Annotated in this window: 12 protein-coding genes; 4 read left to right on the top strand and 8 right to left on the bottom strand. The window is 61.1% G+C overall.

The window, feature by feature from the left end:
* Nucleotides 1-103 precede the first annotated feature (103 nt).
* The 7 genes from HV782_RS20200 to HV782_RS20170 all read right to left on the bottom strand — a co-directional run bounded on the left by HV782_RS20200 (nucleotide 104) and on the right by HV782_RS20170 (nucleotide 9066).
* On the bottom strand, nucleotides 104-646 hold the full coding sequence (locus HV782_RS20200) for a 3'-5' exonuclease (protein WP_186746426.1): 543 nt from the start codon (nucleotides 644-646) through the stop codon (nucleotides 104-106).
* Nucleotides 647-716: 70 nt separating this feature from the next.
* Nucleotides 717-2678, bottom strand: coding sequence for an acetyl/propionyl/methylcrotonyl-CoA carboxylase subunit alpha (locus tag HV782_RS20195; protein WP_186746424.1), 1962 nt, complete (start codon nucleotides 2676-2678; stop codon nucleotides 717-719).
* Nucleotides 2679-2797: 119 nt separating this feature from the next.
* Nucleotides 2798-3595 carry an enoyl-CoA hydratase/isomerase family protein gene (locus HV782_RS20190; RefSeq protein WP_128615832.1) on the bottom strand — a complete coding sequence of 266 codons (798 nt, stop codon included), beginning with the start codon at nucleotides 3593-3595 and terminating at the stop codon, nucleotides 2798-2800.
* Nucleotides 3592-4749 carry a citronellyl-CoA dehydrogenase gene (gene atuD, locus HV782_RS20185; protein WP_186746422.1) on the bottom strand — a complete coding sequence of 386 codons (1158 nt, stop codon included), beginning with the start codon at nucleotides 4747-4749 and terminating at the stop codon, nucleotides 3592-3594. Before atuD ends, HV782_RS20190 begins: the two co-directional genes overlap by 4 nt.
* 30 nt (nucleotides 4750-4779) lie before the next feature.
* Nucleotides 4780-6396 (bottom strand): geranyl-CoA carboxylase subunit beta, encoded by a 1617-nt coding sequence (gene atuC / locus HV782_RS20180; RefSeq protein WP_186746419.1) that lies wholly within the window; start codon nucleotides 6394-6396, stop codon nucleotides 4780-4782.
* A gap of 3 nt (nucleotides 6397-6399) precedes the next feature.
* The gene (locus HV782_RS20175; protein WP_123466451.1) at nucleotides 6400-7269 is read right to left on the bottom strand and encodes an SDR family oxidoreductase; all 870 of its coding nucleotides are present in this window, start codon (nucleotides 7267-7269) and stop codon (nucleotides 6400-6402) included.
* A gap of 12 nt (nucleotides 7270-7281) precedes the next feature.
* Entirely contained in the window at nucleotides 7282-9066 is a 1785-nt protein-coding gene (locus tag HV782_RS20170; protein WP_186746417.1) for an acyclic terpene utilization AtuA family protein, read from the bottom strand.
* A gap of 183 nt (nucleotides 9067-9249) precedes the next feature.
* Here HV782_RS20170 and HV782_RS20165 point away from each other — a divergent pair, with 183 nt between their 5' ends.
* From HV782_RS20165 to HV782_RS20150, 4 genes are all read left to right on the top strand, one after another.
* Nucleotides 9250-9873: a TetR/AcrR family transcriptional regulator gene (locus HV782_RS20165; protein WP_186746415.1), complete on the top strand. Its 624-nt coding sequence runs from the start codon at nucleotides 9250-9252 to the stop codon at nucleotides 9871-9873.
* 92 nt (nucleotides 9874-9965) lie between these two features.
* Nucleotides 9966-10760 (top strand): substrate-binding periplasmic protein, encoded by a 795-nt coding sequence (locus tag HV782_RS20160; protein WP_123466445.1) that lies wholly within the window; start codon nucleotides 9966-9968, stop codon nucleotides 10758-10760.
* A gap of 137 nt (nucleotides 10761-10897) precedes the next feature.
* Nucleotides 10898-11734 carry a sugar-binding protein gene (locus HV782_RS20155; protein ID WP_128614544.1) on the top strand — a complete coding sequence of 279 codons (837 nt, stop codon included), beginning with the start codon at nucleotides 10898-10900 and terminating at the stop codon, nucleotides 11732-11734.
* A gap of 140 nt (nucleotides 11735-11874) precedes the next feature.
* Nucleotides 11875-12888: a GNAT family N-acetyltransferase gene (locus tag HV782_RS20150; RefSeq protein ID WP_123466441.1), complete on the top strand. Its 1014-nt coding sequence runs from the start codon at nucleotides 11875-11877 to the stop codon at nucleotides 12886-12888.
* 96 nt (nucleotides 12889-12984) lie between these two features.
* On the opposite strand, the gene HV782_RS20145 is transcribed toward HV782_RS20150, so the two are convergent.
* Nucleotides 12985-13539 carry an RNA polymerase factor sigma-70 gene (locus tag HV782_RS20145; protein WP_123466439.1) on the bottom strand — a complete coding sequence of 185 codons (555 nt, stop codon included), beginning with the start codon at nucleotides 13537-13539 and terminating at the stop codon, nucleotides 12985-12987.
* Nucleotides 13540-13858 lie beyond the last annotated feature (319 nt).

Genomic DNA, 13858 nt, shown 5'->3' with positions numbered 1-13858 from the left:
CGATTCCTCGAAAAAGGGCTAAAAAATGGAGGCGGCCAGTATGCACAAGGCTTCTGGCGCCGTCACCTGCCTGGCGACTGTCCAGTGAGTTCTCGAATTGACCCTAGAGTGGCAAGACCAGCGGCAGCAACCGCGCAGTGTTGCGCGCATCTTCCAGGGCGCGATGCTGTTGGCCACTGAACTGCAAGCCGGCCAGTTGCAATGCACCGTTGAGGCCCAGCGGTCGCTCCAGGCGTCGCGCCTTGGCAAAGCGCTGCTTGAGGTTCATGTGCGGCACCCGGCCCAAACCGCTGTCGAGTTGCAGGCGCTGCCACTCTTGCAGCAATTGCTTTCGGTCGTAATCGCCCCAACTGGCCCAGCCTTCGAGCCGCGCCTGATGCTGGGCGAGCCAGCGCTCGAACGCCGGCCAGACTTCGCTTAACGGCTGCGCAGCGTCGATATTGGCCTGGGTGATGTGCGTCAGTTCACGGCAAAACGGCGTCAGCAAGGGCCGCCGAGTCGGTTTGACGAAGCGCTGAAAGTGATCCTGCTCGCGTCCGGCGCGATCGACGAGTGTTGCGCCGATCTCGATAATTTCCATCTCGGTGACTGGCCAGCCCCCCTCATCGGTGGTGGCTTCCAGATCTATGACCAGCCAGTGTGGCATCGCAGGGTTCCTGATTTCCGCGTCCTGATTCATCAGAGCGTAGTCAAACCCGGCGTTTGTGTCTGGGCGACTACTCGACCTGCAACAGAACCTGACGATTTTTTACCTGATCGCCAACCTTGACCTGCACCCGCTTGAGCACGCCGTCGATGCCGGCCTTGAGCGGATGCTCCATTTTCATTGCTTCCAGCACCACCAGCAGCTGACCTTTGCTGACCGCGCTGCCTTCGCTGACCAGGACGTCGACGATGGCGCCGTCCATCGGTGCCTTGAGGGTGCCGGAACTGACGCTGATCTGACTGCTGATGATGGCGTGAGTTCGATCCTCCAGATGCAGACTGCCGGGATGGACGAACAGCCACAGTTGATCGGCCGCCTGGCGAAAAGCATGGCGTTGCTGCAGGCCATCGATTTCCAGGGTCACTGAACGTGCATTGCAGTTGATGAGTTTCAGTTCGAATGTGCGCTCAAGCACCTGTACCTGAAAACAGCCATCGCGCCCGGCATGCAGTTGCAGCGTCCAGTCCTGGTCGTCGAGGCCGAGGCGATAATGCAGCGGCACACTGGCGTTGTTGCGCCAGCCTTTCAATGAGGTGCGATGCCCTTGGGCGGCGGCCTGGTAAAACAGGACGGCGGCCATTGCCAGTTGCTCGGCACTCGGCACGTAGCGATGCAGGCTGGGGTGATCGCTGAAGTACTCAGGGATGAACGCCGTGCTGAATTCGCCACGGATGAACTGCGGGTGCTGCAGCAGGCTGGCCAGCAACCGTTGATTGCTTTGCACACCCAGCAACACGCTGTCCTGTACCGCCCGCAACAGTTTGCGCCGGGCTTCGTCGCGGGTCGCGCCGTGGGCGATCAGTTTGCCGAGCATCGGGTCGTAGAACGGGCTGATCGACTGGCCTTCGTACAGGCCATGATCGATGCGGGTGCCGGGTTGCAGCGCCGGTTCCCACGCGGTGACGCGACCGGTCTGCGGCAGGAAATCCTGCGCCGGATCTTCGGCATAGAGGCGCACCTCCATGGCATGGCCGTCGAGCACGACCTGGTCCTGCGTCAGCGGCAGTGGTTGCCCTTCGGCGACCAATAGCTGCCAGGCGACCAGGTCCAGCCCGGTGATCAGTTCGGTCACCGGATGCTCCACCTGCAGCCGGGTATTCATCTCCAGAAAGTAAAACTGCCCACGTGCGTCGAGCAGAAATTCCACGGTGCCGGCGCCGACATAGTTGACAGCGCGTCCGCCCTTGAGCGCCGCTTCCCCCATGGCCTGACGCAGCTCGGCGGTCATCACCGGGCACGGTGCTTCTTCGATGACTTTCTGATGGCGGCGCTGGACGGAGCAGTCACGTTCGCCGAGGTAGATGAGCTGGCCATGTTGATCGCCGAACACTTGCACTTCGACGTGCCGGGGTTCGATCAGCGCCTGTTCGAGGATCAACTCGTCGCTGCCGAACGCGCTCATTGCTTCCGAGCGGGCGGTGCGCAGTTGCGCCGGCAAATCGGTTGCGCTGTGCACCAGGCGCATGCCGCGACCACCACCGCCGGCACTGGCCTTGATCATCAGTGGATAGCCGATGTGTTCGGCTTCGCGCAGCAAGGTGGCATCGTCCTGCGCGGCGCCCTGGTAACCGGCGATGCACGGCACGCCGGCGTCGAGCATGGCGATTTTCGACAGGCGCTTGCTGCCCATCAGCTCGATGGCCTCGGCACTCGGGCCGATAAAGGTCAGGCCAGCCTCTGCGCAGGCCCGGGCGAACCCGGCATTTTCCGAGAGGAAGCCGTAGCCGGGATGGATCGCGTCGGCGCCGCTACGGCGCGCGGCGTCGAGGATCGCCGGGATGTTCAGGTAGGACTGCTGCACCGGTGCCGGGCCGATGTTCACTGCCTGGTCGGCCATCTGCACGTGCAGAGCATCGGCGTCGGCGTCGCTGAACACGGCGACCGTGCGATAGCCCAGAGCCTGGGCGGTGCGCTGGATGCGGCAGGCGATTTCACCGCGGTTGGCGATCAGGATTTTGTGGATGGCGGGCATAGTCTTGTTCCTGAAATTGTGGCGGTGAATGTGTTGGCCTCATCGCGTGCAGGCTCACTGCTACAGATAGTGTGAGTGACGCAAATCCCCTTGTAGGAGTGAGCTTGCTTACGATGCTTTTAAAGGGCCCACCCGGGTTTACGCTTTTGCACAAAGGCCATGGTGCCCTCGATCCCTTCGGCCCCGGTTACCGCCTCGCTGAACCACTGCGCCGCCTCATCCAGCAATTCACTCGACGGTTGCCCGGCGCTGGCCAGCAGTAACTTCTTGGTCATGGCGTTCGCCTCTGGTGCGCAACACAACACATGCTGCAGAACCTCATCGAGGCGCTCGGCCAGCGCCTGCGGGTCCTGCTCGACAAAGTGCACCAGCCCCAGGCGTCGTGCCTGATGGCCGTCGAAGCGCGCCGCGGTCAGTGCCAGTCGGCGGGTTTCGGTGAGGCCGATGCGCTGCACCACGAACGGGGCAATCTGCGCCGGCAGCAGGCCGAGGCTGGTTTCCGGCAGACCGAACTGCGCCTGGTGATCGGCGATGGCGATGTCACTGACGCAGGCCAGGCCGAACCCGCCGCCCAGCACTGCGCCCTGTAGCACGGAGATCAGCACTTGCGGCGCGTGCTGAGCTTCCTCCAGCAGAGCGCCGAAAGCGCGGTTCAACTCGCGATAGGCTGCCGCCCCCTGGGCGCGGGCATTGGCCATGTCCTTGATGTCGCCACCGGCACAGAAATGGCCGCCGGCGCCACTGAGCACCAGAGCGCGAACACGGCGGTCATCCCGCACAGCCGCCAACACCGCACGCAGTTCCGCAACCATCTGCAGGCTCATCGCATTGCGGCTGTCCGGGCGATTGAGGGTGATGTGCAACACGCCGCCATGCTCTTCGAGCAGTAGCGTCTGGCAAGTGGGCAGGGGGCTCATTTGTTTTTCCCCGGCAGGATGCCCATCAGTTTGCAGATGATCCCGAGCATGATTTCGTCGGCGCCGCCGCCAATCGACACCAGCCGCACATCGCGATAGGCGCGTGCTACCGGGTTGTCCCACATGAAGCCCATGCCGCCCCAATATTGCAGGCAGCTGTCGCTGACTTCGCGGCCGAGGCGTCCGGCCTTGAGCTTGGCCATCGACGCCAGACGCGTGACGTCCTGGCCCCTCACATACTGCTCGGTAGCCTGATAGACCAGCGCGCGCAGGCATTCGATTTCAGTCTGCAACTCGGCAAGGCGGAAGTGGATCACCTGATTGTCGATCAGTGCGTTGCCGAAGGTCTTGCGCTCCTTGCAGTACTCGATGGTGCTGTCGACGCAATATTCCAGGCCCTTGATCATGTTCGCCGCACCGAACAGGCGTTCTTCCTGAAACTGCAGCATCTGCATCATGAAGCCGGCGCCTTCGTGGCCGATGCGGTTGCGTTGCGGCACGCGAACGTTATCGAAAAACACCTGGGCGGTTTCCGAACTGCGCATCCCGAGTTTGTCCAGGTGCGAACTGAGGCTGATCCCCGGGGTGTTCATCGGCACCATGATCAGTGACTTGTTGATGTGCGGCTTGTCGTCCGAGGTGTTGGCCAGCAGGCAGATGAAATCGGCGCTCGGCGAGTTGGTGATCCACATCTTGCTGCCGTTGATCACGTAGTCGTCGCCGTCCTTGCGCGCGCTGGTTTTCAGCCCGGCGACATCGGAGCCGGCGCCGACTTCCGAGACGCCGATGCAGCCGACCTGCTCGCCGGTAATCGCCGGCCGCAGGAACTCTTCACGCAATTCATCAGAGCCGAAGCGGGCCAGCGCCGGGGTGCACATGTCGGTCTGCACGCCGATCGACATCGGTATGCCGCCGCAATGAATGGTGCCGAACTCTTCGGCGGCGACAATCGAGTAGCTGTAATCCAGGCCCATGCCGCCGAACTTTTCCGGTTTGGAAATCCCCAGCAGACCGAGGTCGCCCGCCTTGCGAAAAATCTCGTGGATCGGAAAGCGTCCGGCCTTTTCCCACTCGTCGACGTGCGGATTGATCTCGTGTTCGACGAACTGGCGAACGGTGCGGCGCAGGGCTTCGTGTTCCGGGGTGAAGATCATTTTTATTGTTCTCCTTGGGGTCCGTGGCAGTCAGAAGCGGCTGACGCCGAAGCTGTTGGGTTGCAGCGTGCGAATGTCGGCCTCGTGGCAGATGTCCAGCAGGTAGCCGAGCAGGGTGCGGGTGTCGCGCGGATCGATCAGGCCGTCGTCCCACAGGTTGGCGCTGCCGTAGAGTGCGGTGGACTGGCTGTCGAGTTTCTGCGCAGTGACCTGCTCGAGCATGTCGAGCATCTTCGGGTCCGGCGTCAGGCCATCCTTGAGCTGTTTGGCTTCAGTGACGATGCGCAGGACTTTACCGGCCTGCGCGCCGCCCATCACCGCCGTGCGGCTGTTCGGCCAGGCGAAGATGAAGCGTGGATCGAGACCGCGCCCGCACATCGCATAGTTGCCCGCGCCGTAGGAGCCGCCGACGACAATCGTCAGTTTAGGCACCCGCGCATTGGCCACTGCCTGAATCAGTTTCGAACCGTGCTTGATCACGCCTTGCTGTTCGGATTCGGTGCCGACCATGAACCCGGTGGTGTTGTGGAAAAACAGCAGCGGCGTCTGGCTCTGGTCGCACAACTGAATGAACTGTGCGGCCTTGCTCGCGCCGTTGGGCGTGATCGGGCCGTTGTTGCCGATGAAGCCGCAGGCGCGGCCCTGGATCTTCAACTGGCCGCAAAGGGTTTGCTGGTCGTACTCGCCCTTGAATTCGAGGAAGTCCGACTCGTCGGCGATCCGCGCAATGATTTCGCGCACGTCATACGGCTTTTTCGCATCGTCCGGAATCAGTCCGAGCAACTCCTCGATGGGGTACAGCGGTTCCTTGTATTGCGGCTCCGGCAGCCACGGCAGTTGCTCGTTCCACGGCAACATACGGAGGATTTCACGCACCTGACGCACGCCGTCGGCGTCGTTCTCGGCCAAGTATTCGGCAGTGCCGGCAATTTGTGCGTGCATCTCCGCGCCGCCCAGTTCCTCATCGGTGGCCACTTCTCCGGTCGCGGCTTTGAGCAGCGGTGGCCCGGCGAGAAACAGCTTGGCCTTGCCGCGCACCACCACGACGTAATCCGACAGACCCGGCTGATAGGCACCACCCGCCGTGGCCGAACCGTGCACCACGGTAATCTGCGGCAAACCCATTGCCGACATGCGCGCCTGATTGGCGAAGCTGCGTGCGCCTTCGACGAAAATTTCTGCGGCGTAATTAAGGTTGGCGCCGCCGCTTTCGGCAAGGGTGATCAAAGGCAGTTTGTTTTCCTGGGCGATCTGCTGCAGGCGCAGGGACTTTTTCAGGCCGCTCGGCGAAATGGTGCCGCCCTTGATCGCACTGTTGTTCGCCACCACCATCGCGCGCACGCCGCAGACGTAGCCGATACCGGCAATCAAGCCGCCACCGGCGGCGCTGCCGTCCTTGTCGTCGTGCAGTTTGTAGCCGGCCAGGCTCGCCAGTTCGAGGAACGGTGCGCCGGGGTCGAGCAACAGGTTCAGGCGTTCGCGGGGTAGCAATTGCCCGCGCTTGTCGAATTTCGCCTTGGCTTCGGCGGCTTTGTTCAACAGGTTCTGTTCGAGTTGCTGGACGTGCTCGATGGCCGCGAGCATCGCCGCGCGGTTGCGGGCGAAGTCTTCGCTGTGCGGATCGAGTCGTGACTGGATCTGCGCCATGGTTTATTCCTTATCCTTGAGCACGTCGGGCAAGTACGCCCGGTGGAACCCGTTGAATGATTCGCTGTGGGTCGCCTTGTGCAACGGCCACGCACGGCTGCCGAGGCTGGCGGCACCGTCGATTTTCAAGGTGCTGCCACTGATGAACGCCGCCGCCGGGCTGAGCAGGAACACAATCGCCGCACTGACTTCCGATTCCGTGCCGATGCGCTTGAGCGGCACGTGTTCGCGCAAGGTCGGGATCACCGCTTTGAAGGCGCCTTCGTAGGTGTCCATGCCGCTGGAGGCGATCCAGCCCGGTGCTACTGCGTTGACCCTGACCCCGGCGTAACCCCACTCGACGGCGGCAGTCTTGGTGAAGTTGTCCATGCCCGAACGCGCCGCGCCGGAGTGGCCCATGCCGGGCATGCCACCCCACATGTCGGCGAGCATGTTGACGATGTTGCCACCGTGCTTGCTCATCGACTGGTTGAACACTTCCCGGGCCATCAGGAAGCCGCCGACCAGATTGGTGCGCAGTACGGTTTCAAAACCTTTCTGATTGATCGAGGCCAGGGGGGAGGGGTACTGGCCGCCGGCATTGTTGACCAGTCCATGAATCGGCCCGTGTTCGGCGATCAGTTCGCGGACCCGTTGTTTCACCGCTTCTTCGTCACGGATGTCGCAGGCTTTCCAGTGCACACGGCCGCCGTCCTCGGCGATTTCGGCGGCGACTTTTTCGAGCTTTTCCGGTTTGCGCCCGACCAGCAGCACATTGGCGCCGAGCGCCGCCAGTTCATGCGCGGTACAACGCCCGATGCCGCTGCCACCACCGGTGACGATGAGGGTCTGGCCGCTGAACAGATCGTTTCTGAAAACCGACGCGTAAGCCATGCACACCATCCTCTAGTCGAACTGTTCGGCGATGCTCTGCGGCACCGGTATCTGGATTTCCAGCAGTTGCTGGGCGAAGGCTTTGCCTTGGGGGTCGATGCGCAGGCTGGCCACGCCGCCGCCGCCAAGGGCGTTTTCCAGGAGGAAATTCAGGCTGTGGGTGCCGGGCAGGTACCAGCGCTCGACGCGGCCATGGATCGGATCGAGCACGTGGCTCATCCAGTCGACGATGACGGCCGGGGTCAGCGCCTCGGCGATCCACGGCAGGTAGTCGGGTTTACGCGGCATGACGCCGATGTTGCTGTGGTTGCCCTTGTCACCGGAGCGCGCCACGGCCAGTTTCACCAGCGGCACACTGGCGTCGGCCCGGCCTTGAGGCCTGGGTGGCTGATCGGGCGCTGGCAGCGCCTGGCTGTCGAGTGGCATGGGCGCCGGCAGGGCGCAGGGGTGCCGTTTGCCTGCGATATCGACTTCGAGGTTGCAGACACTTTTATCGATCAGGAACGAGAACAGGCGGATCACCGGGTATACCGTCGGCCGGCCGCCGACAATACCGGTCAGTCCCGGCGCCATGCCGGTGGCCGCTTGGGCGATTTCCCGGGAGAACAGGACCAAGGCATGTTTGTCCGCATGGCGCACGGCGATCTTGATCACCACTTCGCGGCTGTCGCGGCGCCGCCCGTGGGGGCCATAGGTGGCTTCGCTGCCGAGCAGTTCGATATCGGTTTCGCTGTAGGGCCCCCAGCCGCGCTGGCTGAACATCCCGGATGTCTTGTCGATGATCGCCTGACTGACGCGCCTGGCCTTCTCCACCGCGTCGATACCGGCGATCAGGCAGCTGGCGGTGCAGCGAAAACCGTCCGGGTAGGTGGCGCTGACCTTGTACTTGTCGCTTGGTGGCAGGCCTTTGGCACCGTGCACATGCACGGCGTTTTTGCCTTGTTGCTGGAGTTTGACCTGTGTGAAGTCACAGACCACATCGGGCAACAGATACGCCTGCGGGTCGCCGATTTCATAAAGCATCTGCTCGCCAACGGTGAGCGGCGTGACCAGTCCACCGGAACCTTCGGGTTTGCTGACGATGAACTGGCCGTCGCTACTCACCTCGACGATCGGGAAACCGATGTGTTCGTAATCCGGCACGTCGCGCCAGTCGGTGAAGTTACCGCCGGTGCATTGTGCGCCGCATTCGATGATGTGCCCGGCCAGAGCGGCCTGGGCAAGTTTGTCGTAGTCATGCCACGACCAGCCGAACTCATGCACGAGGGCCGCGCTGACCACCGCACTGTCGACCACTCGCCCGGTGATGACGATGTCGGCACCCAGTCGCAGCGCTTCGACAATCCCCGGTGCGCCGAGGTAGGCGTTGGTCGATACGCACATCGGCGGCAACGGCGCACCACTGAACATTTCACTGACGCCGCCGAGTTGTTTGAACTGCGGTTGCAGGTCATCGCCAAGTAATACGGCGATTTTCAGCGCGACCCCGGCCTTGTCGCAGGCGGCTTGCAGAGCGGCGGCGCAGGCTTGCGGGTTGATGCCGCCGGCATTGCTGATCACGCGGATTTTCTGCTTCGCCAGTTGTGACAGCAGTGGCGTGAGGACTTCGATGAAGTCACCGGCAAAACCCGCTTGCGGATCCTTCATGCGAGCGCCCGCCATGATCGACATCGTGATCTCGGCGAGGTAATCAAACACCAGATAATCCAGGCGTCCACCGCCTACAAGCTGCGCGGCGGCGGTGGAGGTGTCTCCCCAGAATGCGCTGGCGCATCCGATGCGGACGGTGGTGGGCATTTTTATCTCCGACTCAGAAACCTGCGACAGAAGTGTCTGGAGGCTACCAAGCAAGCGCTTGGTTTGTAAACAGCTGAAATATCTTCTGCCCAAGCGCTTGCTTGGTCGTCGTCGGCGGCTTAAATTGCGCGCAACCCTGTGGTTTCAGGGGGCAACAGACTGATCGACTGTAGGAGAGAACGGGTGGACGAGCAAAAAGCCCTGAGGGTCATGCGCGAATTGGTCGATCAAGGCCAGTTGACCGACCCGGACAGCGCCCGCGGCAAATTGCTGCAAGTGGCGGCTCACCTGTTTCGCAACAAAGGCTATGAGCGCACCACAGTGCGCGATCTGGCCGGCGCGGTCGGTATCCAGTCGGGCAGCATTTTTCATCACTTCAAGAGCAAGGACGAAATCCTCCGTGCGGTGATGGAAGAAACCATTCGCTACAACACGGCGTTGATGCGAGCGGCGCTCGCCGAAGCGAGCAATGTGCGTGAACGCGTGTTGGCGCTGATTCGCTGCGAATTGCAATCGATCATGGGCGGCAGCGGTGAAGCCATGGCGGTGCTGGTGTACGAATGGCGTTCGTTGTCCGAGGACGGCCAGGCCAAAGTCCTCGCGTTGCGCGATATTTACGAAGCGATCTGGTTAGAGGTGCTGGGTGAGGCCAAGGACGTCGGGTTTATTCGCGGCGATGTATTTATTACCCGACGTTTCCTCACTGGCGCGTTGTCCTGGACCACCACCTGGTTCCGTGCCGGCGGCAGTTTGAGCCTCGATCAACTGGCTGACGAGGCATTGATTCTGGTGCTCGAAGAGCGTTGAGCCACTTTCTATCGGGCCGGGAAACTGGCTAACTGGGCGAAACCGCCTAGCTTGAATGCATTGATCGGTATTTTTTCGGGGAGTGGGGTGTTTTGAAGTCTTCGCCAGTTCGGACGGCCGCTGGGCTGATGCTCGCAGCGCTGGCTGCATTATGGGTTTTGCCCGCGCAGGCAGCGCAATTGGTTCGGGTGGGTGCAGCGCATTTTCCGCCTTACACCATTCGCCCGGAAAACGGGGCCGACACCGGCCTGTTGCCGCAACTGGTCGAGGCGTTGAATCGGTTGCAGAGCGACTATCAGTTTGTCCTCGTGCCGACCTCGATTCCCCGACGGTTCGGTGATTTCAAACAAGGCCGGATTGACATGGCGATCTTCGAGAACCCGGAGTGGGGCTGGAAGGACATTCCCCACTCGGACGTCGACATGGGCCTTGAGGACGCGGAGATTTTCGTCGCGCAACGGGAGGACGGTCGCCAGCAAAACTATTTCGCCGATCTGTCGGGCAAGCGTCTGGCGCTGTTCAGCGGTTATCACTATGAATTCGCCAACTTCAATGCCGACCCGAAGTATCTCGCCCAGAACTACAACGCCACACTGACCTATTCCCACGACAGCAACCTGTTGATGGTTCTGCGCGGCCGCGCCGATATCGCACTGGTGACCCGTTCCTATCTGTTCGATTACCTGCTGCGCAATGAAAAGGTGCGCGAGGCGTTGCTGGTCTCGCAGCGTATCGATCAGGTCTACCACCACTACGCCATTCTTCGCCCGACCGCACCGATCACCGGTGAAGCGTTCGGCAAGTTGCTCAAAGGCCTGCGCGACAATGGCGAAATGCTGAAAATTTTCGAGCCGTACAAGATCGCGGTAGTGCCGGTGCCGAAGTAACGGCGTGTCATGCCCTGCCGTTGGTCGGATACTCGGGCGACCCTGTCAGATCTGACAGTAGACGCCGTATTGGCTTCAGGTTTTGATTCCTTTTCACACCCGCTCGTTGCGAGCGGCTTGAGAAAAAGGAATTTGCCATGTCCAATCCGTCCCCGATTTCATTGCGCTGTGTGCCTGCTCCATTCGTAGAGCAAGCCAGCGAGAATGTCCTCACCTTGAACAAACCCGATGGCTCGACCGGCATTACAGTCGAAGTGTCGAGGTGGCCTTTTATGGCGCTCAGACAACCGACGACATTGCATGCCTGTGGTCAGACGAGCGATGGTTCGCCAATCATGTTGCGCGTCGCCGATGCAGAGCCATTGACGCAGCAGGAGTTCGAGGAAGGCTGGCGCAGGACGATTGCGTGGGATGACTTGCAGGATCTGAAACACAACAGTCAACTGGTGTTGGTCTTTCAGGCGGCCCTGAATGATGCGGGTTGTGATTGCCCACTGCTGTTTCCACCGCTCAGCCTCAAAGTGCGGGTTCCCTTCGAGGATCTGACGACCTTCTCCGAGGCTGAAGAAGCGCCCTGGAACGGCTGGAAAAAAGGCCCGGCTGCACTGGATCCCAGAGATCTGCTTGTGACCAAGTACGGCGACATCTACGTTCTCGACAACCACACGTACACCAACGCATCGGCTGGCATCATTCTGGAAAAAAACTTCGTGAACCTTGAAGCCGGCACGCGTTATGAATTCGGTCTAGAGGTTCGTCGAACCAACACCAGCTCCAGTGTGCCGAGTCTGTCGCTTGCAGCAGGCACCCAGCACGTCACTGAAGCCAAGGGTTTTCCAGCCATGACCTGGGAATCACTGGAGGGCACGTTTACCGCGGATTCTTCGCAGTGCACGTTGGCAATCATCAGTCATACGGCGAGTGGCAGCGGAAACGATTACGCCATCAGCAAGATCTGGGTCAAGTCTGTTTAGTGCGAGAGCGGTGAGTTTGTCAGCCTCATGGAGCCCCGCCAGCAAACAGCATCGCTGGATTGTTGGTGGGGATCTCTAAATTTTCCGGGCGCGATCACGTTCCAGCATTTAACTGTCGACGAATATCGTGAGCCCGACCCATGCCCAATCTGAATGACCTGACTGCCCTGGCGTTGCCTTCGGGCCGTCACCTCGCAGCCGATGCCACTGAAAGCCGTTTGAGCCTGAGCCTGGACGGACAGCCGCTGATTCGTCTGCGCCTCGAACGTGATGGCAAGGGACCGATCCAGCTCGATGAGCGTTATGCGCTGCCTGTGGGGCAAGCGCTGTGGGCAGCCTGTTACTGGTTGTTCGCCCGCGATCCCGCATGTCAGCAATTGACCTGGCAACTGGATCAACCGCCGACCGACGCCTTGCGCAGCGGTTTGCTGGTGAGCACCGAGGTCGCTGGCGAGTACCGCTGCCAGCGCACGCTGTTCTGGCAACTGCCGCAACCGTGGCTGGGCACTTCACTGGCTGGCAGCTATCCGCAGCACATGGTCATCAGCCAGGGCAGGCGCCATCCGCTGCGTCCGGTGAAGCCGCGCGGTGAAGTCTATCGGCGTTTCGATGCGCGTCTTGGCGCGTGGATTTCCCTGCGTTCGCTGGAAATCGAAGAGGATTTGCCACGCTTCCATCGCTGGCAGAACAGCCCGCGGGTCGCCCGTTTCTGGCAGGAAGAGGGCAGCATCGAGCAGCACCGCGAGTACCTGAGCAAACTCGAAACCGATCCACACACCCTGACGCTGATCGGTTGTTTCGACGATCAGCCGTTTGCCTATTTCGAGGCGTATTGGGCGAAAGAGGATCGCATCGCGCCGTTCTACGACGCCGATAATTACGACCGCGGCATTCATATGCTGGTGGGGGAGGAGGAGCATCGCGGGCCGCACAAGGTGGCGAGTTGGCTATCGGCGCTGGTGCATTACCTGTTTCTCGATGATCCGCGCACGCAACGCGTGGTGGCCGAGCCGCGTGCCGACAACGCGAAGATGATCGGGCATATGCAGAACCAGTGCTTCCACTGCGAGAAGGAATTCGACTTTCCGCACAAACGCGCGGCGCTGATGCTGCTGGGGCGCGAGCGGTTTTTTGATCGGTGCACGTTGGCGTAAAAGCAAAAGATCGCAGCCTTCGGCAGTTCCTGCATGAAACGTATTCCTCTGCAGGAGCTGTCGAAGGCTGCGATCTTTCTTGGCCGCGAGCCGGGCTTAGCGACGACCCAACGATGCCGCATCCCCACGACTGCCCGACACCTTGCGGCAGTGCACCAGGGCATCACGAATCATGAAGTTGACCAGGGTCGGCGAGACGCCGAGTTCCTTGGCGATGTCCTTTTGCGGCACGCCGTGCAGGCGGTACATCTCGAACGCATAACGGGTGCGGCTGGGCAGCTCGGTCAGCGCGTCGGCAATGTGTTCCAGGGTCGAGAAGTTGATGTGTGAGGTTTCTGGCGAAGCGCCCTGAATGACCACATTCAACCCTTCCTCTTCGGGGCCCGAATACTTCTGCTCCAGCGCTTGTTTGCGGTAGTGATCAATGGCGAGGTTGCGCACGATCTGGAACAGATAACTCAGTTGAGCCTTGATCGAGGACGTGATCGGTGGCGCCGATTGCAGTCGGAAAAACGCATCCTGCACCACGTCTTCGGCACGCGACCGGCACCCGGTAATGCGGGCGGCGATTTTGACCAGAATCAGTCGATTGTCGACAAAGGCCTGAAGTAGCGGTGAATCGCACCTGCTTGTGGATACTTGTTCCGTCATGGAAATCACCTTGCTGCCAATAGGTTAGTGGGACGGCTGGGGGAGGGGCCGTCCTACACATCGAGCGACAAATTATGTTGAATGATAATGATTGTCAATTGAGAAGGAGAAGTAATGCGCCACAAAGGTGCGTTCTGAGAACTGCGACACGCCGCCACACCCCAGCCCTGTTGGCGCTCCCGCCCGCTGACTAATTATTTCCAGACGTCATCCGTTCTCATTGGTGAATGGCTCCGGCTGCATAGCCCCGGCCAGCCAGCATTCCCAAGCCTTGCGTGGTCGGCACAGACCGCGCCCTGCATGCCCTTGAAGGGGCGTG

This window comes from Pseudomonas monsensis (assembly GCF_014268495.2).
GTDB classification, from domain to species: Bacteria; Pseudomonadota; Gammaproteobacteria; order Pseudomonadales; family Pseudomonadaceae; genus Aquipseudomonas; species Aquipseudomonas monsensis.
The sequence above is the reverse complement of the archived record's forward strand: the minus strand, read 5'-3'. Positions and strand labels throughout refer to the sequence as shown.

Excerpts from the sequence above, each read along its gene's own strand:
- HV782_RS20200 (WP_186746426.1), bottom strand. The coding sequence starts at position 646 with ATGCCACACTGGCTGGTCATAGATCTGGAAGCCACCACCGATGAGGGG.
- HV782_RS20195 (WP_186746424.1), bottom strand. The coding sequence starts at position 2,678 with ATGCCCGCCATCCACAAAATCCTGATCGCCAACCGCGGTGAAATCGCC.
- HV782_RS20190 (WP_128615832.1), bottom strand. The coding sequence starts at position 3,595 with ATGAGCCCCCTGCCCACTTGCCAGACGCTACTGCTCGAAGAGCATGGC.
- atuD (WP_186746422.1), bottom strand. The coding sequence starts at position 4,749 with ATGATCTTCACCCCGGAACACGAAGCCCTGCGCCGCACCGTTCGCCAG.
- atuC (WP_186746419.1), bottom strand. The coding sequence starts at position 6,396 with ATGGCGCAGATCCAGTCACGACTCGATCCGCACAGCGAAGACTTCGCC.
- HV782_RS20175 (WP_123466451.1), bottom strand. The coding sequence starts at position 7,269 with ATGGCTTACGCGTCGGTTTTCAGAAACGATCTGTTCAGCGGCCAGACC.
- HV782_RS20170 (WP_186746417.1), bottom strand. The coding sequence starts at position 9,066 with ATGCCCACCACCGTCCGCATCGGATGCGCCAGCGCATTCTGGGGAGAC.
- HV782_RS20155 (WP_128614544.1), top strand. The coding sequence starts at position 10,898 with ATGTCCAATCCGTCCCCGATTTCATTGCGCTGTGTGCCTGCTCCATTC.
- HV782_RS20150 (WP_123466441.1), top strand. The coding sequence starts at position 11,875 with ATGCCCAATCTGAATGACCTGACTGCCCTGGCGTTGCCTTCGGGCCGT.
- HV782_RS20145 (WP_123466439.1), bottom strand. The coding sequence starts at position 13,539 with ATGACGGAACAAGTATCCACAAGCAGGTGCGATTCACCGCTACTTCAG.